Here is a 19,466-nt window from a genome sequence, read left to right as displayed (position 1 = left end):
CTCCTTGCTCAATGTGCTTCACGGGTAACGGTGGTGCCGCGGTAGACCACCACGCCAGCGTTTACCTGTGGTGCGGAAACCTGGCGCACCGCAGGGGCCTGGCGGGGCTTGCCGATCAGTTGCTCGAGGGTGATTGGCTGACTGGAGGCGCCGCCGAGCGAGGCCTGGATATAACGGCCCTGCTGCTCCTTCTCGTAGAGGTTCTCGTCCTTGCTGCGCACGGCCAGCCGCAGCGAACCGGCCTGGCTGGCGAGCATCAGGCGCGAAGCGGCTTCGGCGGGCACTGCCAGCACGGCAGTACGCGGCGGTTTGGGCGTCTTGTCCTTGGGGTCGCCGGCGTTGCGTGCCTGGCCATCGGTGGAAACGGCGATCTGCTCGCCGTAGGTCAGCACCCGCACACCCGGCAGCACCACCTGGGCGCTGAGGCTGCGCTCGGTGCTCTGCTGATCCTGGACGAAGAGCATGACATCGACATAGTCGCCGGGAAGTACGAAGCCGCCGCCGCCGATGACCTCGTCCACGGCAATGGCCATGGCGCGCTCATCCGGGCGGATGGTGCGGGCCAATGGCCCGCCCGGCTCGGTGACGGCGGAGGTGAGGATACTGCCCGCCGGAACGGCGACCCAGACGCGCTGGCCGATCAAGGCTTCAGGCTTGGGAACGCTGCCCGCTGGGGCCGTGCGCAGCATCTCCACGGTGAGGTCTTCCTTGCCGATCACCGCCAGGGCCGGCAGGTCACGGGCAGCCACCACCACGGCGGTGCGTTGCAGCTTGTCCGCCTCGGCCAGCGCCGCCGGCGCAACCTCCTGCACGACACCGGCTACCGGCGCGGCCGGCTTGCCAACCTGAAGCCCCAGGTACCCCACGACACCTGCGCACACCAACAACAGCCCGGCGAATACCATCAGCACCTTGCTATTCATGACCACTTCCTTGGGTGAGGTCGGGGATGCGGACCCTAAGGTCCACGGCCTTGTCGTAAGAAGGTCCAGCACCGGCACCGTCGATGCTATTCCTTCAGACCTTTATTGTTGTTTCGGCCAGACGGGAAATTTCGATAAGAATCATTCCTCATAACCAGACGCTGCTTGTTACAAGGCTGAATCTAGTAGCTGTGTTTAGAGCGTCAACCGCACAGGTTAAATTTCCGACCTGCAATTATTTATATGCCGAGATGACTATAACTTTGGTATTAGCGCTATTTGAACAATTGCATTCAGCCATACGACGCCTAGCCTGACGATGAAGTCGGGGCGCCGCCCCGGTGGTATTCGAGGGAGCACCCGCCATGGACCTGAAAATAAAAAACCTGTCCCTGAAACTGTATTGCATGGCCAAGGCGTTTGTGGCCGACAAGGAAGGGGCAACAGCGATTGAATATGCGGTAATTGCCGGGCTTATCGCAGTTGCTATCGTTGGTGCAGCCAAAATCCTGGGCACTGACATCAGCGCCGTATTCACAAAGGTCTCTACCGAGATCAAGTAAAGCGGAAGACCTGCTTCCGCATCGAACCCTATTAATTCCGCATTCCCACAACAAGTGTGGGAATGCGGTTTATATTTTTAAACTAAAGTTTTTCCCGCTGCTGCCGATACAGCCTGCTCAAACCCGTTTTACAGCAGGATGCTTTACCGATGCTTCGTTCGCTGTCCTTCTCCAGGAAGATCCTCCTGGCAGCCTCTCTCGTGGTCACCTTCGCCTTCGCCTGTTTCATTTTCTTCAACGATTTCCGCCAGCGCGAGGCCATCCACTCCGACACCGAATCCTACCTCTCCGAGGTCGGCAGCCTGACCGCCAGCAACATCCAGAGTTGGCTGGAAGGACGCATCCAACTGGTGGAGGCCGAGGCCGCACAGCTGGCCGACGGCGAGCCAACACCTGAACGTATCCAGCACATCCTGGAACAGCAGGTATTCCAGAAGAACTTCGAATCGGTCTACCTGGGTGAAGCCGCCAGCGGCGTGTTCACCATGCGGCCCTACGCACCGATGCCCGATGGCTATGACCCGCGCACCCGCGGCTGGTACAAGGACGCCGTGGCCGCAGGCCGCTTGATCGTCACCGAGCCCTTCCTGGATGCGGGGACCAACGAGCAGATCCTCGCCATGTCCATGCCGGTCATGCGCAACGGCCAACTGGTTGGCGTGGCGGCCGGCGACATGAAGCTGGAAACCATCACCGCGATCATCAACTCGCTGAAGTTCGACGGCGACGGCTACGCCTTCCTGGTCAGCGACGCCGGCAAGATCCTCCTGCACCCGGACAGCAGCCTGATCTTCAAGAGCCTCGGCGAGGTCTACCAGCAAGGCGCACCCAAGGTGCAGCCGGGCGTGCAGGAAGTCAGCATCAACGGCGAAGACCAACTGGTCTCCATGACTCCGGTGAAGGGCCTGCCGGGAGTGACCTGGTACGTCGCACTGGTGCTCAACAAGGACTCCGCCTACGCGATGCTCAGCGACTTCCGCAACACCGCCATCATCGCCACCGTCATCGCCATCGTCGCCATCCTGCTCCTGCTCGGCATGCTGATCCGCGTGCTGATGGCACCGCTGACCGACATGGGCCGCGCCATGCAGGACATCGCTCAAGGCGAAGGCGACCTGACCAAGCGCCTGCAGGTCGCCAGCAACGACGAATTCGGTGTGCTGGCCAACGCCTTCAATCGCTTCGTCGAGCGTATCCACGAGTCCATCCGTGAGGTGGCCTCCACCGCACGCCAGCTGCACGACGTCTCGCAACTGGTGGTGAACGCCTCCAACTCCTCCATGAGCAACTCCGACGAGCAGGCCAATCGCACCAACAGCGTGGCCGCAGCGATCAACGAGCTGGGCGCTGCCGCCCAGGAAATCGCCCGCAACGCCGCCGACGCGTCCCACCACGCCACCGACGCCTCGCACCAGGCCGGCGACGGTCGTCAGGTGGTGGAACAGACCATCAGCGCGATGAACCTGCTGTCGGACAAGATCAGCTCGGCCTGCGCCAACATCGAAGCGCTGAATAGCCGCACGGTGAACATCGGGCAGATCCTCGAAGTGATCAAGGGCATCTCCGAGCAGACCAACCTGCTGGCCCTGAACGCCGCCATCGAGGCCGCCCGCGCCGGTGAAGCGGGCCGTGGCTTCGCTGTGGTGGCGGACGAGGTGCGCAACCTGGCGCACCGCGCCCAGGAGTCCGCGCAGGAAATCCAGAAGATGATCGAGGAGTTGCAGGTCGGCGCTCGCGAGGCCGTGGACACCATGACCGAAAGCCAGCGCTACAGCCTGGAGAGCGTGGAAATCGCCAACCGCGCCGGCGAGCGCCTGGCCAGCGTCACCCACCGCATCGGCGAGATCGACTCGATGAACCAGTCGGTGGCCACCGCCACTGAGGAACAGACCGCCGTGGTCGACTCGCTGAACATGGACATTACCGAGATCAACACCCTGAACCAGGAAGGCGTGGAGAACCTGCAAGCCACCCTGCGCGCCTGCGCCGACCTGGAGAACCAGGCTGGCCGCCTGCGTCACCTGGTGGACAGCTTCCGCATCTGATTTTCAGCACGGATGAAAAAGGCGCCTTCGGGCGCCTTTTTTTTCGCGAGCTATCCAGAAGCAGACGCCGCTTGCACAGGGGCCGTGTCAACACACCTGTATCAGCGCTGAAACACCCGCCACAGAGCCACCTCTACCGTTCGTCCGACTCTTTCAAGCTTCCCTCGCGCACGCCGAAATCAAGGGTGAAGGCCTTTGATAGCAACCAACAAACCGGGCCTGTCGTCACCGCCGGCACAAGGGAGTTCCGGCCACGCCCGCACGGCTATCCGCCGCGCCGGTGCCGTCCGTTTCACACCAAGGGGACGGACGTTCTGCGGCGACACCGGATCTGTCGCCCGGACCAACGCCGTTCAGGCATCCCACTACTTCCGGACTCGCAGCATGATCAAGAGCCTGAAATTCAGCCATAAGATCCTTCTGGCCGCCTCGCTTGTTGTTTTCTCGGCATTCGCCCTCTTCACCCTCTACAACGACTACCTGCAGCGCAACGCGATCCGCGAGGACCTCGAGGATTATCTGCGGGAAATGGGCGACGTGAGCGCCAGCAATATCCAGAACTGGCTGAGCGGCCGACTGCTGCTGATCGAAAGCACTGCGCAGACCATCGCCCGCGACAGCACGCCGGAACACCTGAGCGAGCTGCTGGAGCAGGACACCCTGCGCAAGACCTTCAACTTCACCTACCTGGGCCAGGAAGACGGCACCTTCACCATGCGCCCCAACAGCGCCATGCCTGACGGTTACGACCCTCGCACCCGCCCCTGGTACAAGGATGCCGTCGCGGCCGGCGGCACTACGCTGACCGAGCCGTACATCGACGCAGCCACCCAGGAGCTGATCATGACCGTGGCCACCCCGGCCCGCGCCGCTGGCAAGACCGTGGGCGTGGTCGGCGGCGACCTCGGCCTGCAGACCCTGGTACAGATCATCAACTCGCTGGACTTCAGCGGCATGGGCTACGCCTTCCTGGTCAGCGGTGACGGCAAGATCCTGGTGCACCCGGACAAGAGCTTCATCATGAAGTCTCTCTCCGACATCTACCCGCAGAACACCCCGAAGATCGGCGGCGGCTTCAGCGAGGCCGAGCTCAATGGCCACACGCGCATCCTCAGCTTCACCCAGGTGAAGGGCCTGCCGTCGGTGAACTGGTACATCGGCCTGTCCATCGACAAGGACGCCGCCTACTCCATGCTGAGCAAGTTCCGCGCATCGGCCATCGTTGCCGCCGCCATCGCCATCGTCGCCATCCTGCTCCTGCTGGGCATGCTGATCCGCGTGCTGATGCAGCCGCTGACCACCATGGGCCGCGCCATGGAAGACATCGCCCAGGGCGAAGGCGACCTGACCAAGCGCCTGAAGGTCGCCAGCAACGACGAGTTTGGCGTGCTGGGCAATGCCTTCAACCGCTTCGTCGAGCGCATCCACGAATCGATTCGCGAGGTGGCTTCCACCGCACGCCAGTTGCACGACGTCTCGCAACTGGTGGTGAACGCCTCCAATTCGTCCATGAGCAACTCCGACGAGCAATCCAATCGCACCAATAGTGTGGCCGCGGCGATCAACGAACTGGGCGCTGCCGCCCAGGAAATCGCCCGCAACGCCGCCGACGCGTCCCACCACGCCACCGACGCCTCGCACCAGGCCGGCGACGGCCGTCAGGTGGTGGAGCAGACCATCAGTGCGATGAACCTGTTGTCCGACAAGATCAGCTCGGCCTGCGCCAACATCGAAGCGCTGAACAGCCGCACGGTGAACATCGGGCAGATCCTCGAAGTGATCAAGGGCATCTCCGAGCAGACCAACCTGCTGGCCCTGAACGCCGCCATCGAGGCCGCCCGTGCCGGTGAAGCCGGCCGTGGCTTCGCTGTGGTGGCGGACGAGGTGCGCAACCTCGCCCACCGCGCCCAGGAGTCGGCGCAGCAGATCCAGAAGATGATCGAGGAACTGCAGGTCGGCGCCCGCGAAGCGGTGGACACCATGACCGAGAGCCAGCGCTACAGCCTGGAAAGCGTGGAGATCGCCAACCGCGCCGGCGAGCGCCTGGCCAGCGTCACCCACCGCATCGGCGAGATCGACTCGATGAACCAGTCGGTGGCCACCGCCACCGAAGAGCAGACTGCCGTGGTCGACTCGCTGAACATGGACATCACCGAGATCAACACCCTGAACCAGGAAGGCGTGGAGAACCTGCAAGCCACCCTGCGCGCCTGCGCCGACCTGGAGAACCAGGCCGGGCGCCTGCGTCAGCTGGTGGACAGCTTCCGCATCTGATTGCGGAAGAAACGAAAAAGGCGCCTCAGGGCGCCTTTTTCATTGGATCTCGATTCGACTTCGACAGGCAGATGCCTAGCGTCGCTTGCTACCCCCCAGCAGCGCGCCCATCAAACCGCGTACAAGCTGGCGGCCGATCTGGTTCGCCGCCTGGCGCACCACCGTCTTGCTGACCTGACTGGCCAGCGAACCGAGGATTTCTCCGGCCATACCACCGAAGTCGGTGCCAGCGCCCTTCTCTTCCTTTTCCTGGGTCGGCGCCATCTTGTCGTCGGCGCGGCCGGTCAGTTTCTCGTAGGCGGACTCTCGATCGATCGGCTGGTCATAACGACCTGCCAACGGCGAGCGGCGAATGACGTCGGCACGCTCGGCGTCAGTCAGCGGGCCGATGCGCGACTGCGGCGGAGCCACGGCCACGCGCTGGACCACCGCCGGCGTGCCCTTCTCTTCCAGCGTGCCGACCAGTGCCTCGCCAATGCCCAGTTCGGTGAGCACCTTCAGGGTGTCGAACGCCGGGTTGGGGCGGAAGCCATCGGCCACCGCGCGCAGGGATTTCTGTTCCTTGGCAGTGAACGCACGCAGGCCGTGCTGGATACGCAGCCCCAGTTGCGCCAGCACGTCATCCGGCAGATCGCCGGGCGACTGGGTGACGAAGTACACGCCCACGCCTTTGGAGCGGATCAGCCGCACTACCTGCTCCAGACGATCCTGCAGGGCCTTGGGCGTGCCGTTGAACAGCAGGTGCGCCTCGTCGAAGAACAGCGCGAGGATGGGCTTGTCCGCGTCGCCGCGCTCGGGCAATTGCTCGAACAGCTCGGCCAGCAGCCAGAGCAGGAAGGTGGCGTAGACCTTGGGCGCGTCATGCACCAGTTTGCTGGCGTCCAGCAGGTGAATGCGGCCACGTCCGTCGGCTTCAGGACGCAGCAGGTCTTCCAGTTGCAGCGCCGGTTCGCCGAAGAAGTCCTCGGCACCCTGCTGCTCCAGCAGAGCCAGGCGCCGCAGGAGCGCCTGGGCCGAGGCGCCAGTGAACAGCGCGCGGTCCTCGCCGAGGATTTCGGGGTTTTCCTTGAAGTGGTTGAGCAGCGCCTTGAGGTCCTTCAGGTCGAGCAGCAGCAGGCCTTCGCGGTCGGCGACCTTGAACGCGGCGAACAGCGCCGCCTGCTGGCTCTCGGTCAGCTCCAGCAGGTTGGCAAGGAGCAGCGGGCCCATCTCCGACAGCGTGGTGCGCAGCGGATGGCCGGTCTTCCCGGCCACGTCCCAGATGCTCACTGGGTAGGCCTGGGGCTTGTGGTTCAGCCAGGGCATGCTGGCGATGCGCTCGGCCACCTTGCCCTGCGGGTTGCCGGCTGCGGCAATGCCGCACAGGTCACCCTTGATGTCGGCGGCGAACACCGCGATGCCGGCGTCGCTGAAGGATTCGGCAAGGTGCTGCAGCGTCACCGTCTTGCCGGTGCCGGTGGCGCCGGCGATCAGGCCGTGGCGGTTGGCGAGTTTCCAGGACTGGCCGACCGGCTGCCCGTCGGGCCCCGCGCCGATGATGAGTTCGTTGGTGGCTGACATCCGTTGTTCCCCTTCAGTGGACCTGTCGCGCCAGTAGGCCTGTCGCGATGAATGCTTGAACAAGAGTGGCGCGTCCCGACGTGCCGCGCAATCGGCTACCCCGGTACTTTGAAGACGTGCTTGAGGTAGTGCAGGAAGTTCTCGTCCTTGCATTGGGTCTTGCCCGGCGCATCGGAGATCTTCGCCACCGGGTGGCCGTTGCAGGCGGTCATCTTCAGAACGATGTTCATCGGCTGCACACCCGGCACATCGCAGGTGAAATGCGTGCCGATACCGAAGCTGACGTCAATGCGCTCGCGCAGCGCACGGTAGATTTCCAGCGCACGCGGCAGGTTGAGGCCGTCGGAGAACACCAGGGTCTTGGTCAGCGGGTCGATACCCAGGTGCTCGTAATGACGGATGGCCTTCTCCGCCCACTCCAGCGGGTCGCCCGAGTCGTGGCGCAGGCCGTCGAAGAGCTTGGCGAAGTACAGGTCGAAATCCGCCAGGAAGGCTTCCATGGTGATGCAATCGGTCAGGGCGATGCCCAATTGGCCGCGGTACTCGCGAACCCAGGCGTCCAGGGCAGCGGCTTGACTGTCGATCAGCCGCGGGCCGAGCTGCTGGTGCGCCATCAGCCACTCGTGGGCCATGGTCCCCAGCGGTTTCACTCCCAGCTCACGGGCGAGATGGACATTGCTCGTACCGACGAAGTGCCCCGGGAAACCGTCGCGCAGGTCGCGGACTACGGCCTCCTGTACCGGGTAGGAGAAGCGTCGGCGAGTACCGAAGTCGGCCATCTTGAAACCCGCCAGCTCCTGGGCACTGGCCTCCTTGCGCAGCCAGTCGAATTTCTCCTGCAGACGCTCGCGAACCATCGTCAGCGTCGTGCCCGGATGGCGGTGCCGGTTGCGCACTTCGCTGATGATCGCCAGCAGCGGTACCTCGAAGAGAATCACGTGCAGCCACGGCCCTTTCAGGCGCAGGAACAGCTCCTCGTTCTCCACACCCAACTCCACGTAACGGGGATTGAAGCGGAACAGACCCAGAAATCGAATGAAGTCGGGCTTGAAGAACGGAATGCGCTCGAGGAAAGCCAGGTCCTGTGCTGCGAAGGAGAGCTCCGCCAGTTGCTCGATCTGCTCGCGCAGCGGGTCCAGGTAGGCGCGCAGGTCCTCTTCGTTGCGGCAGCGGAACTCCCACTCGACTTCGGCGTTGGGGTAGTTGTGCAGCACCGCCTGCATCATGCTCAGCTTGTAGAAGTCGGTATCCAGCAGGTTCTGCACGATCCGCCGGGAAAATGCGCTGTCGCTCATGCTCATCTCATTGCAGGCTTGAATCGGCAGTCTAAACCCGTCGCCCACAAAAAACCCCGCCTGGGCGGGGTTTTGAGTTGGAATCAGAAATCAGCGTGCTTTGCTCTGCGACATCCCGAACAGGAAAAGCAGCAGGTCGTCATCCGGACGGATGTCCTGTTGCTTGGCGCGCAGGTTGGGCGGCATCGGGCAGCTGTCCAGGCCGCCTTTTCCGGAAATGACCGAAGGCCCCGGCTCATGCCAGGCCGCCGCCGCCAGGGTTGCCACCCCGAGCGCGCCGACGAGGAGCAAACCTCGCGTAATTTCTAACTTCATGTCTGCAACCCTTTGATGGCGCTGCCAAACGCCGCTTGGTAACCATAGACAAAGGCCTGCCATTGCGCCTCTGTCCACGACGAGCGGCGTTTCACCTGGCGAAGATCGTGACGGGCAGCACGCTGGGCGCTGAAGCGCTGGCGGGCTTTTTCCATGTCAATCAGGGCCACTTCGATCTTGTCACCGTCCACCTTCACGAACACGTGCTTCAGGTAGAGGCAGCCATGCTGCCAACGGCCGGCGTTAAGCTTTGCAAGGGTACTACCGTAATGTTGCAGAATTCTTTGGTGCAGGGCTTCACCCCAGCGCTCCTGGTCACCACGGGCGTAGCAATCTTCCAGGCTGCTGAAGCCGTCCAGAGACTCGGTGACCAGCAGCGCCTGCCATTCGCCGTCCACCTTGCGGCAGCCGGCGTAGACCAGGGTCGGCACTTTCACACCCAGTGCTTCGGCGGCCTTTAGCGCATTGCGCTCGCGGATGGCAGTGGGATAGCCGAAGGGATGCAGCAGATCGCGATAGATGTGCCCCATCTGCTGCTTGCGATAGAGCATCCGGCCGTCGGAGGTCAGGACTCGCTGCACGCCGCTTTCGCCGCCACGCCGACGGTTGGGTTCCTCGACCCACTTGCCGGGCACCTGGAGCCAACGGTCGATGGCGTTCTCACCGGAAATTTGCTGCAGCGAAGCCAGATCAACGGCCATCCATCACTCCTTACGCAGAATGTAGACCCGCCACATGTGTACGAGCGGGACGAAATCAATGTGATCCTGGACCTTGAAACCAGCCTGGCGGAACTCCGCCTCGATGGTCTTGGCGGGAATCACGAAGCGGTTCTGGTAGGCGTGTTTCTTGCGATTCGACTCGGCGCGAGCACGTTTCCAGGACTTGAAGTTGCCATCGACCCACATCGACAGGATCACCGAGTCACGGGTTACGCGGTGAAATTCGCGCAACATCGTCAAACGATCCTCAGATTCGCCGATGTGGTGCATCAGGCGCATCGAGAAGATGCTATCGACGGCGTTGTCGGGTAAATCAATGGCAAACGCGGAAGTCTGCAAAGGTCGGACGCGTTTTACAACCTCATTCGGTTGACCGGCGCAGGCCACGGCGATCATGTCCGGGGAATTGTCCGCCCCGATGATCACCCGGTTCTCCTTTTCGGCCAGCATTGGCCAGAAACGACCGGCACCGCATGGCAGGTCGAGTACCAGGTTGGGCTGGCCGGCAAGCTTGAGAGCCTGGCGGGCGACTTGGACATCGCGCCAGTGGGAAAGTTTCCGGGAGAGTCCGGCCTGGTGCTTGCGCAGGTAACGCTCTGCGTGCTGGCGGTCGTACTTTTGGGAGAACTCCAGGTCGACGGGTTTTTCAGTCATCGGATATTTACCTTTCCCGAATTCAGGGCGAACGATACAAACCAGCCTGTCACAGCCGGGTCATGCACTTGTGAAGTTTTTGTCAAACGACGGCTAGGCGAACTTCGAAGCGACAGCCATGGGGTTCGGCAGGACGCAGCGTGACGTCCCAGCCTTCGGACGCGCAGATCCGCTTGACCAGCGACAACCCCAGGCCAAGCCCCTCACCACGCGGGTTCTGGCCGCGCACGAACGGCTGGAAGACGCGTTCGCGCTGTTCCTCCGGGATGCCAGCGCCGGTGTCTTCGACCCAGAATCCGGTCGGTCCAAGTTGTAAGCGGATGCTGCCGCTTTCGGTGTAATGCATGGCATTGCGCAATAAATTGCTCATTACCGAGCGCAGGAAAGGTGCGTTGAACTGCCCGGGCATCTCCTCGTCGACGCTGTATTCCAGGGTCAGGCCCTTCGCTTCGATAGGGCCGCGCCACTGTGCGACCAGCTCGTCGCCGATCTTCCGCAATCCAGCCTGGGACACCATGGCCATGTCCCTGCGCTGGGCCCGCGCCAGCATCAGGAAGGTCTGCACCAGATCACGCATCTCTTCGCAGGCGCTGTTCATGCGCGCCAGCTGAGCGCGCGCCCGCGGGCTGAGCCCCGGCTCCTCCGCCAGCAGTTCGCAACTGGTGGCGATCACCATCAACGGGGTGCGCAGTTCATGGCTGACATCGCTGGTAAAGAGCTTCTCCCGGGTCAGCACATCGTGCAGCCGACCCATGGCGTAATCGAAGGCCGCCGCCAGCTCGCCCACCTCGTCGTTGGCGTAGTCCGGCGACATGGGCGGCGCCAGTTCCAGCAACTGGTCTCGGTGGCGAACCTGCCGCGCCAGGCGCGACACCGGCTCCATGACCTTGCGCGCCAGCAGCCAGCCAAGGACTCCGGACAGGGCCAGGCTAAGGACATAGCCGGTGACGACGGCGGCGTAGAGAATCTGCTCACGCGCCTCGAAATCGCTCTGGTCCTGCAGCAGGACGAAACGGCGGCCGTCGATATCGCGCGCCAGCGCATGGAATGACAACTCGCCGTCAAAAACCTCGTGGAAACCAGCATCCAGCCGGCGCAGCGCCGGCGGCATGGCATAGACGCCGGCACCATCGCTGATGAAGAAGCGCATGCCCGGGTCGAGCTTGGGGGCCTGGCCGTTGCCCAGGTCCTCATTGATGATGCGGTCCAGTTCACCGCCGAGGTCGCGGGAGATCAGGCGCTCTTCGACAATATGAACGACGCCGACGATTCCCACCGAAAACAGGCCGCCTACGGCGGCGGTCATGAGTACGAAGGCAAAGACAATCCGTCGGGAAAGGCTCTGCTTATACTCCATGCGCTTCCTCCGCCAGCTTGTAGCCGACGCCATGCACCGTGTGCAGCAGGGAGGAGCCGAAGGGCTTATCGATCACTTGACGCAACTGGTGAACGTGGCTGCGCAGGCTGTCGCTGTCGGGGCAGTCATCACCCCACACAGCCTCCTCGAGCACGTCACGGCGCACCACATGCGGGCTCTTCTGCATCAGCACCGCCAGCAGCTTGAGGCCGATGGGGTTGAGCTTCAGCGGCTTGCCGGCACGGCTCACTTCGAGGGTGTCGAGGTTGTAGCTCAGATCGGCGACCTGCAGTTCGCGACGCCCGCCACCCTGGCTACGACGCAGCACCGCTTCGATGCGGGCGGCCAGCTCGGAGAGCGCGAAGGGTTTGAGCAGGTAATCGTCGGCGCCGGAGCGGAAGCCCTGCAGGCGGTCGTCCAGCTGGTCGCGAGCGGTGAGCATGATCACCGGAGTGTCACGGCGCGCATCTTCGCGCAGGCGGCGACACAGGGTGAAGCCGTCCAGCCCCGGCAGCATCACGTCCAGCACGATCAGGTCGTAATGGGACGTCGCCGCCAGGTGCAATCCGGACAGGCCGTCCTGGGCACAATCCACCGTATAGCCCTTGAGGCCCAGGTAGTCGGCCATATTGGCCAGGATGTCCCGATTGTCTTCAACCAACAGAATGCGCATGTGCTCTCCTTTCGCGAACAGCACTCTAGCGTAACTGGCTTAAATGGAACTTAAGCGCCTTTGACGGATTTTTCACACTTGCTCGCACTGACACGGTAGCACTGACACGCAACGCGCTGAATGCAATAGCCAGGCGGGAGTCAGTCATCCTCGCCCGTGACGCCGAACTCGATCGGCGTCTTCACGTAGAACAACTTCACACCCGCATTGCGGATCGCCTCGAAGATGCGCTCCGAGTCTTCCTCGCTCACGGCCATGGTGACTTCCTGCGGCTGGTCGGCCAGTTCGAAGAAGTGTGCATAGTGGATGCGACCGGTCTTGCCGAAACCTTCGCTTGCCGTCATCAGGGTGGCACCGCGCACGCCTTGCCGGCGCGCCTCTTCCAGCAGCCATTGAGCCAAAGGCAGGCCGGCATGCTTGCGGTCCTGCTGGGTGAAGAACTTCAACTGAAAGCCGTTCATGGTTTCCTCCCAGGGCCTAGCGGCCCATCAGCGCGTGCACAGACCAGAGTCCGGCCAGAGTCATCAACAGGGAACCGGCGAGGTGCGTGGCGACAGTGCCCATTGCCCAGGCGAGACGCCCCTGCTGCAACAGCACGACGACTTCAGCCGAGAAGGTGGAGAAGGTCGTCAGGCCACCGCAGAAGCCAGTGATGATCAGTAACCGCCATTCTGGCGCCAGGCCGGGGGAGTTGGCGAAGAAGGCGATGGCTGCGCCAATGATGTAGCCACCAACCAGATTGGCGACCACCGTGCCCGGCGGCATGGATGGCAGGAGGGTATTGAGCTTGAGCCCGAGCACCCAGCGCAGCAGTGCGCCGAGGGCGGCTCCGAGTGAGACGGCGAGAATGGATTTCCACATGGTCCTGTCCTGGGGAAGGTGTTTTGGACAGGCTGCAGGCGAGCGCCTACGCGCCTTTCCAGGTCTATGCGTAGGCATCATCAGCCACAAGGGCGGTTGAAGGAGGAATGCCATCTCCTGCGGCGCAGTCTGGCATAACCTGCGCCCATGAAAAAGCCCCGCCTAGGCGGGGCTTTTTCCTACAGCAGGTGCCAGGTGGCTTACATCATGCCGCCCATGCCACCCATGCCGCCCATGTCCGGCATGGCCGGAGCAGCCTTGTCGTCAGCCACTTCGGCAACCATGGCCTCGGTGGTGACCATCAGGCCACCGATGGAAGCAGCAGCTTGCAGAGCCGAACGGGTGACTTTGGCCGGATCGAGGATACCCATCTCGATCATGTCGCCGTACACGCCGGTAGCAGCGTTGTAGCCGAAGTTGCCCGAACCCTGCTTGACCTTGTCGACCACGACGCTCGGCTCGTCACCGGAGTTGGCAACGATCTGGCGCAGCGGAGCTTCAACGGCGCGACGCAGCAGAGCGATACCGACGTTCTGGTCTTCGTTGTCACCCTTCAGGCCTTCGATGGCTTGCAGAGCACGAACCAGAGCGACGCCGCCGCCAGGAACCACGCCTTCTTCCACAGCAGCGCGGGTAGCGTGCAGGGCGTCTTCAACGCGGGCTTTCTTCTCTTTCATCTCGACTTCGGTGGCAGCGCCAACCTTGATCACGGCAACACCGCCAGCCAGCTTGGCCAGACGCTCTTGCAGCTTCTCACGGTCGTAGTCGGAGGAAGTCTCTTCGACCTGCTTGCGGATCTGCAGGACGCGAGCTTCGATGTCGGCTTGAGCGCCAGCGCCATCGATGATGGTGGTGTTTTCTTTGCTCAGGACCACGCGCTTGGCGTTGCCCAGGTGCTCCAGAGTGGCGCCTTCCAGGCTCAGACCGACTTCTTCGGAGATGACGGTGCCGCCGGTCAGGATGGCGATGTCCTGCAGCATGGCCTTGCGGCGGTCGCCGAAGCCCGGAGCCTTGACGGCCGCGACCTTGACGATGCCACGCATGTTGTTGACGACCAGGGTAGCCAGGGCTTCGCCTTCGACGTCTTCAGCCACGATCAGCAGCGGACGGCCGGCTTTGGCAACGGCTTCCAGGACCGGCAGCATTTCGCGGATGTTGGAGATCTTCTTGTCGACCAGCAGCAGCAGCGGGCCGTCGAGCTCGGCCACCATGGTGTCCGGCTTGTTGATGAAGTAGGGGGACAGGTAGCCACGGTCGAACTGCATGCCTTCTACGACGGACAGTTCGTTTTCCAGGCCCGAGCCTTCTTCAACGGTGATCACGCCTTCTTTACCGACCTTGTCCATGGCTTCGGCAATGATGTTGCCGATGGAGTCGTCGGAGTTGGCGGAGATGGTGCCGACCTGGGCGATGGCCTTGGTGTCGGCGCACGGCTTGGCCTGCTCCTTGAGCTGGGCAACGATGGCCACGGTGGCCTTGTCGATGCCGCGCTTCAGGTCCATCGGGTTCATGCCGGCAGCGACGGCTTTCAGGCCTTCGTTGACGATGGCCTGGGCCAGAACGGTAGCGGTGGTGGTGCCGTCACCGGCAGCGTCGTTGGCCTTGGAGGCCACGTCTTTCACCAGCTGGGCGCCCATGTTCTCGAACTTGTCTTTGAGCTCGATTTCCTTGGCGACGGAAACGCCGTCCTTGGTGATGGTCGGAGCGCCGAAGCTCTTGTCCAGGATGACGTTACGGCCTTTCGGGCCCAGGGTCGCTTTCACAGCGTCGGCCAGGACGTTTACGCCGACCAGCATTTTCTTGCGAGCGGAATCGCCGAACTTAACTTCTTTGGCAGCCATGTTCTGTTTCCTCTAAATCGAATTCGGTGGGGAGTGGACGGACTGAAAATCAGTCTTCCAGGACGGCGAGGATCTCGGACTCGCCCATCACCAGCAGTTCTTCGCCGTCGACCTTGATGGCGTTGCTGCCGGAGTACGGACCGAAGACCACCTTGTCACCGACCTTCACGGCCAGAGCGCGAACTTCGCCGTTGTCCAGGACACGGCCGGCACCAACAGCGACCACTTCACCGCGGTTCGGCTTCTCGGCGGCGGAACCCGGCAGCACGATGCCGCCTGCGGTCTTGGTCTCTTCCTCGCTGCGACGGATGACGACGCGGTCATGCAGAGGACGAAGCTTCATAGTCGTAACTCTCCCAAACTGTGATTTCCAACGGCCGGATCGATGCCCGGCAGGTTTTATTGAATCCGGCGGCGCCGGTTTGCGTCCCGGCTGGCGAGACGCGTAAAGAGCAGCCTGTCCGTATGACAGGGACCTTGCGGTGACCGGTACATAAGGTCGCTACAAGGCATTTCAAGTGTGTGACGAAAAATTTTTTGCTAACGGAGGGTGCCTTGGGCGGGCGAAACCGCCCGAAGCTCAACGCAGGCGGTCGCGGTCTTCCTCGCGGCGCTGGTACTCGCCCTCGATCACGCTGGGGCCACTACGGTGCTGGGCGGCCGGATCGTCGGCGAAGGCGCGACGACGCTCGGCTTGTTCCTGCATGCGCTGGCGTACGCGGCCAAGCATCAGCCGGCGGGTGAAGGGGATCAGGCAGAGCAGGCCGACGATGTCGCTGATGAAGCCCGGCAGCATCAGCAGGCCACCGCCGAGGGCAATGACCAGGCCTTCGAGCATTTCCTGCTCGGGCAGCTCGCCGCGATTCAGGCGCTCGCGGGCACGCAGCGCAGTGGCGACGCCCGCCACGCGTAGCACCGCGGCACCAATGAAGGCGCCGGCGATGATCAGCAGAAGGGTCCAGCCCACGCCGATCACACTGCCGACCTTGATCATCACGGCCAGCTCGATCAGCGGGAACAGAAGAATCAGAAACAGGGGAACTCGCATCGATGAATCCTTGGCGGGGTCATTGCCCGGGTAGAAGGCTAGGTGGCGACGCCCCGCTACGATTTCAAGCCTGGATCACTTCATTGCCCGGCCAGACATCCGCTTTGGCCAGCTGCACCAGCGCCTGGCGCACCGCGCCGGCGTTGCCGCAGGGCGCGGGGAACGGCAGCCAATGCAGCCCCTGGCCGATGCGCAGGTGGAAACCTTCTGTATCAATTCCCGCCAGTTGCGGGTCCTTGCCGACGGGCAGCCCGGCCAGTTCGACATAGTGCTCGATGGCGTTGGCATGGTCGCTGTTCATGTGCTCGACCATGCTTTTCTCCGCATCGCCAACGAAGGGGTTGGCCAGCGGCACACTGTTCGCGCCCAGCCAATGGATATCGCCGAAGCCGCCGATGAAGCGCCACTGCACCGGCTCCAGCACCCAGAAATCGAAGTCGTGGACGATGTGGTAATCCTGCGAACCGGGGAAGTAGCGGTAGTAGCGCTCGGCAGCGCCGGCAATGGCGTCGACGTCCTCGATCAGCAACGCCTCGGCCAGCAGGGTCAGGCGACCGGCGGCCTGGATGTCGTCGACACCGCGCTCGCCGATCAGCAGCGAGCATTTGCCGTCCATCTGCAGGTTATGAGTGTGCTGGGCGATGCGGCTGATCAGGATCAGCGGCCGGCCCGCCTCGTCCAGGCAGTAGGGCACCACGGAGCCGAAGGGGAATCCTGGCCACTTCTTCGAGTGGGTGGAGAGGACGCCGCGGTATTCCTTGAGCAGCAGTTCTCGGGCATGCTTGGCAGCTTTCACGCTCAACTTATGACTCCTCGCAAAGAATCCGTCGCAAACGGACGGGCAGGACTGACTCTGTGCACAGCTGCCGGCGGGGCCTTTCACCAGAAACTGTTCGTGGGGTTGTTCCGATGCAATTGAAAGACAAGGTCATCATCATCACCGGTGGCTGCCAGGGCCTGGGCCGCGCCATGGGCGAGTATCTCTCCGGCAAGGGCGCGCGCGTGGCACTGGTTGACCTCAATGCCGAAAAACTGGACGAAGCCGTGACCGCCTGCAACGCCGCCGGCGGTGACGCACGCGCCTATCTGTGCAACGTCGCCAATGAAGAACAGGTTACCCACATGGTGGCCCAGGTCGCCAGCGACTTCGGCGCCATCAACGGCCTGGTCAACAACGCCGGCATTCTGCGCGACGGCCTGACCATCAAGGTCAAGGACGGCGAACTGAGCAAGATGAGCCTGGCCCAGTGGCAAGCGGTGATCGACGTCAACCTGACCGGCGTGTTCCTCTGTACCCGCGAAGTGGCGGCGAAGATGATCGAGCTGAAGAACGAAGGCGCGATCGTCAACATTTCCTCCATTTCCCGCGCCGGCAACATGGGTCAGGCCAACTACTCCGCTGCCAAGGCCGGCGTCGCCGCCGATACCGTGGTTTGGGCGAAGGAACTGGCGCGCTACGGCATCCGCGTGGCGGGTGTGGCTCCCGGCTTCATCGAGACCGACATGGTCGCCAGCATGAAGCCCGAGGCCTTGGAGAAGATGACCTCCGGCATCCCGCTCAAGCGCCTGGGCAAGCCGCTGGAAATCGCCCACTCGGTGGCTTACATTCTCGAGAACGACTACTACACCGGCCGTGTGCTGGAGCTGGACGGCGGCCTGCGCCTGTAATCCGCCCGCCCATGAAAAAGCCCCGCCAGGTGCGGGGCTTTTTTGTGCTCATTCGTCCTGGCCGCAGTTACCAACCCACGCCCAGGCCGACGGTATAGCGGCGCTCGTTGACGTCGCCGTCGTTGCCACTGAGCTTGTCCCACTCGGCCTTTAGGCTGAGGGACGCCCAGGAGGTGAGCTTGTAGCGGATGCCCGCCTCGCTCTCCAGTTCGTACTCCACATTGGACTCCAGCGGCTTGCTCACCTCACCGTTGGTGAACAGCTCGAACTGCTTGGCCAGCAGGTAACGGTTGTAGTCCCACTTCAGGCTGGTGCTGTAGAAGTGGGATTTCTCGTTGTCGACGAACTCGTAGTCGTTACGGTTGACCAGAGTCGCCAGGGAGAATGCGCCCAGCTCATTGTCCCAGAACTGGTAGCCCGGGCCTGTACCAACGGTGCGCTTCTTCTGCAGGTCCTCGATCCAGTCGCGTTTGTACTGTGCCTGGCCCTGCCAGAACCAGTGCTCGTCGAGGAAGCGGTCCAGCGCGTACTGTGCCGAGTAATTGTCAGTGCTGACCTGGTTGTCCTTCTTCTCGCGGTTGTACTCGCCCTGCAGGTTGTGGCGCCAGCGACCGTGACGGGCGTTGGTCTTGAAGTCGATGTCGTAATCCTCGACATCGTTCTCGGCCTGCTTGTGATCCAGGGAGAAGTCGACGTTGCCCGTCCAGACCCAGTCTTCGAGGATCGGCTTGGGCGGCATCATCTGCTCGATCTTCGCCAGCTCCACAGTCTTCGCCTCGCCATTGACCAGCGTGACCTTGCCCTGGTCGGATGCCTTCAGGCCCTTGGAATGCTCGCCCTGCTCGTCGTCGTACTTCACCAGCAGATTCTGGTCCGTCTCCAGCGTCTTGATCTTGTCCCATTTGAGGGTGATCTCTCCGCCGTAGTCGGTCGCGAGCAGCAACTTGCCGCCGTCATACAGCTTGATGGTGCCGGTGAGGCGGTCACCGTTCTTCAACCAGACGGTATCGGCCAGGGCGGACAGGGAACAGGACGCGAGGGCAAGGGAGAGCAGGGTTCTGGGCAACATGAGTCGAATTCAACTGGACTGATTGGGCAAAAAGCCGGGCATTATCCAGATACCCGGCACTAGAGCAACGACTGACAGACCCAGTTGCAGGGAGTTCACCATGACTGACAGATGGGTCTTAGGAAAAAGCCGACTTGTCAGCTCTGCGCCAGCCTATATCCTGATCGTCAGCCCCTCTGTTCCGGTGCTTTCGATGCCCAAGCCCAAGTCCCCATCCAGCGTGCCGGTTGCCGATCTCGGATTGGAAAGCCTGGAGGTACGTCGCGAGGCGATTTTTCTGGTGATCGCCCAAGTACCGGAAGGATCGGTCGTCACCTACGGCGACGTCGCCAGGCTGGCCGGTCTGGGCCGCTCCGCACGACTTGTAGGACGCATCCTCAGCCAGTTGCCGGAGGGCACCCGCCTGCCCTGGCACCGGGTGATCGCTGCCGGCGGGCGTATCAGCCTGCCGCTCGGCACCGTTTCGGGTAACGAACAGCGCGCACGATTGCGTGCGGAGGGTGTCAGAATCCATAACGATCGGGTGGACATACGTCGGCACGGCTGGCCTAGCGGCGAGCAGTCCTAGTAGAGTTCGCGTAATTTTTCGACCTGCTGG

The 19,466-nt window shown here is 62.7% G+C and carries 20 protein-coding genes and 1 riboswitch; of the genes, 5 read left to right on the top strand and 15 right to left on the bottom strand.

All coding sequences use genetic code 11. From position 1 onward, the window contains the following. Positions 1-8 precede the first annotated feature (8 nt). Positions 9-923 (bottom strand): Flp pilus assembly protein CpaB, encoded by a 915-nt coding sequence (gene cpaB, locus ACKI1H_RS11315; protein WP_440468372.1) that lies wholly within the window; start codon positions 921-923, stop codon positions 9-11. A 377-nt stretch (positions 924-1,300) separates the two neighbouring features. Between cpaB and ACKI1H_RS11310 the strand changes: the two genes are divergently transcribed. The 3 genes from ACKI1H_RS11310 to ACKI1H_RS11300 all read left to right on the top strand — a co-directional run bounded on the left by ACKI1H_RS11310 (position 1,301) and on the right by ACKI1H_RS11300 (position 5,805). Then, positions 1,301-1,486 carry a Flp family type IVb pilin gene (locus tag ACKI1H_RS11310; RefSeq protein ID WP_440468852.1) on the top strand — a complete coding sequence of 62 codons (186 nt, stop codon included), beginning with the start codon at positions 1,301-1,303 and terminating at the stop codon, positions 1,484-1,486. A gap of 149 nt (positions 1,487-1,635) precedes the next feature. Then, the gene (locus ACKI1H_RS11305) at positions 1,636-3,531 is read left to right on the top strand and encodes a methyl-accepting chemotaxis protein (protein ID WP_440468371.1); all 1,896 of its coding nucleotides are present in this window, start codon (positions 1,636-1,638) and stop codon (positions 3,529-3,531) included. 384 nt (positions 3,532-3,915) lie between these two features. Beyond that, a complete protein-coding gene (locus tag ACKI1H_RS11300; protein ID WP_440468370.1) occupies positions 3,916-5,805 on the top strand; it encodes a methyl-accepting chemotaxis protein in 1,890 nt (629 codons plus the stop codon). Between the two features lie 75 nt (positions 5,806-5,880). Here ACKI1H_RS11300 and ACKI1H_RS11295 read toward each other — a convergent pair whose 3' ends face one another. The 13 genes from ACKI1H_RS11295 to ACKI1H_RS11235 form a co-directional block, all read right to left on the bottom strand. Further along, positions 5,881-7,365, bottom strand: a complete 1,485-nt coding sequence (locus ACKI1H_RS11295) for a helicase HerA-like domain-containing protein (RefSeq protein ID WP_440468369.1) — start codon at positions 7,363-7,365, stop codon at positions 5,881-5,883. Positions 7,366-7,460: 95 nt separating this feature from the next. Continuing rightward, positions 7,461-8,660 carry a nicotinate phosphoribosyltransferase gene (pncB, locus tag ACKI1H_RS11290; RefSeq protein WP_138521383.1) on the bottom strand — a complete coding sequence of 400 codons (1,200 nt, stop codon included), beginning with the start codon at positions 8,658-8,660 and terminating at the stop codon, positions 7,461-7,463. 90 nt (positions 8,661-8,750) lie between these two features. Further along, positions 8,751-8,975: a hypothetical protein gene (locus ACKI1H_RS11285; protein ID WP_138521381.1), complete on the bottom strand. Its 225-nt coding sequence runs from the start codon at positions 8,973-8,975 to the stop codon at positions 8,751-8,753. Next, positions 8,972-9,676: a lipopolysaccharide kinase InaA family protein gene (locus tag ACKI1H_RS11280; protein WP_138521379.1), complete on the bottom strand. Its 705-nt coding sequence runs from the start codon at positions 9,674-9,676 to the stop codon at positions 8,972-8,974. The genes ACKI1H_RS11285 and ACKI1H_RS11280 overlap by 4 nt, the downstream gene beginning before the upstream one ends. A gap of 3 nt (positions 9,677-9,679) precedes the next feature. Beyond that, a complete protein-coding gene (locus tag ACKI1H_RS11275; RefSeq protein ID WP_138521377.1) occupies positions 9,680-10,351 on the bottom strand; it encodes a class I SAM-dependent methyltransferase in 672 nt (223 codons plus the stop codon). Positions 10,352-10,433: 82 nt separating this feature from the next. Further along, positions 10,434-11,708, bottom strand: a complete 1,275-nt coding sequence (locus ACKI1H_RS11270) for a sensor histidine kinase (protein WP_138521363.1) — start codon at positions 11,706-11,708, stop codon at positions 10,434-10,436. Continuing rightward, a complete protein-coding gene (locus ACKI1H_RS11265; RefSeq protein WP_440468368.1) occupies positions 11,698-12,381 on the bottom strand; it encodes a response regulator transcription factor in 684 nt (227 codons plus the stop codon). Before ACKI1H_RS11265 ends, ACKI1H_RS11270 begins: the two co-directional genes overlap by 11 nt. Before the next feature lie 140 nt (positions 12,382-12,521). After that, positions 12,522-12,842: a DUF190 domain-containing protein gene (locus ACKI1H_RS11260; protein ID WP_138521359.1), complete on the bottom strand. Its 321-nt coding sequence runs from the start codon at positions 12,840-12,842 to the stop codon at positions 12,522-12,524. A 16-nt stretch (positions 12,843-12,858) separates the two neighbouring features. Continuing rightward, a complete protein-coding gene (gene crcB / locus ACKI1H_RS11255; RefSeq protein WP_138521357.1) occupies positions 12,859-13,242 on the bottom strand; it encodes a fluoride efflux transporter CrcB in 384 nt (127 codons plus the stop codon). A gap of 64 nt (positions 13,243-13,306) precedes the next feature. Further along, positions 13,307-13,369, bottom strand: a riboswitch (Fluoride riboswitch). Between the two features lie 73 nt (positions 13,370-13,442). Beyond that, the gene (groL, locus tag ACKI1H_RS11250; RefSeq protein ID WP_045209649.1) at positions 13,443-15,083 is read right to left on the bottom strand and encodes a chaperonin GroEL; all 1,641 of its coding nucleotides are present in this window, start codon (positions 15,081-15,083) and stop codon (positions 13,443-13,445) included. A gap of 49 nt (positions 15,084-15,132) precedes the next feature. After that, positions 15,133-15,426 carry a co-chaperone GroES gene (locus tag ACKI1H_RS11245; protein ID WP_009617968.1) on the bottom strand — a complete coding sequence of 98 codons (294 nt, stop codon included), beginning with the start codon at positions 15,424-15,426 and terminating at the stop codon, positions 15,133-15,135. Between the two features lie 237 nt (positions 15,427-15,663). Further along, positions 15,664-16,131, bottom strand: coding sequence for an FxsA family protein (locus ACKI1H_RS11240; protein ID WP_138521355.1), 468 nt, complete (start codon positions 16,129-16,131; stop codon positions 15,664-15,666). A gap of 64 nt (positions 16,132-16,195) precedes the next feature. Then, positions 16,196-16,933: a HugZ family protein gene (locus ACKI1H_RS11235; RefSeq protein WP_440468367.1), complete on the bottom strand. Its 738-nt coding sequence runs from the start codon at positions 16,931-16,933 to the stop codon at positions 16,196-16,198. A gap of 107 nt (positions 16,934-17,040) precedes the next feature. Here ACKI1H_RS11235 and ACKI1H_RS11230 point away from each other — a divergent pair, with 107 nt between their 5' ends. Continuing rightward, the gene (locus tag ACKI1H_RS11230) at positions 17,041-17,799 is read left to right on the top strand and encodes an SDR family oxidoreductase (protein ID WP_138521351.1); all 759 of its coding nucleotides are present in this window, start codon (positions 17,041-17,043) and stop codon (positions 17,797-17,799) included. A gap of 67 nt (positions 17,800-17,866) precedes the next feature. Here the strand turns inward: ACKI1H_RS11230 and ACKI1H_RS11225 are convergent, their stop codons facing one another. Next, the gene (locus tag ACKI1H_RS11225; RefSeq protein WP_440468366.1) at positions 17,867-18,868 is read right to left on the bottom strand and encodes a DUF481 domain-containing protein; all 1,002 of its coding nucleotides are present in this window, start codon (positions 18,866-18,868) and stop codon (positions 17,867-17,869) included. Between the two features lie 193 nt (positions 18,869-19,061). Here ACKI1H_RS11225 and ACKI1H_RS11220 point away from each other — a divergent pair, with 193 nt between their 5' ends. Beyond that, complete coding sequence (locus tag ACKI1H_RS11220) at positions 19,062-19,436, top strand: MGMT family protein (RefSeq protein ID WP_138521417.1); 375 nt, start codon at positions 19,062-19,064, stop codon at positions 19,434-19,436. Positions 19,437-19,466 lie beyond the last annotated feature (30 nt).

This window comes from Pseudomonas sp. YH-1 (assembly GCF_051990045.1).
In the GTDB taxonomy this organism is placed as follows: Bacteria; Pseudomonadota; Gammaproteobacteria; order Pseudomonadales; family Pseudomonadaceae; genus Pseudomonas; species Pseudomonas nicosulfuronedens.
Note: the sequence above shows the minus strand (reverse complement) of the source record. Positions and strands in the feature narration are given on the sequence as shown.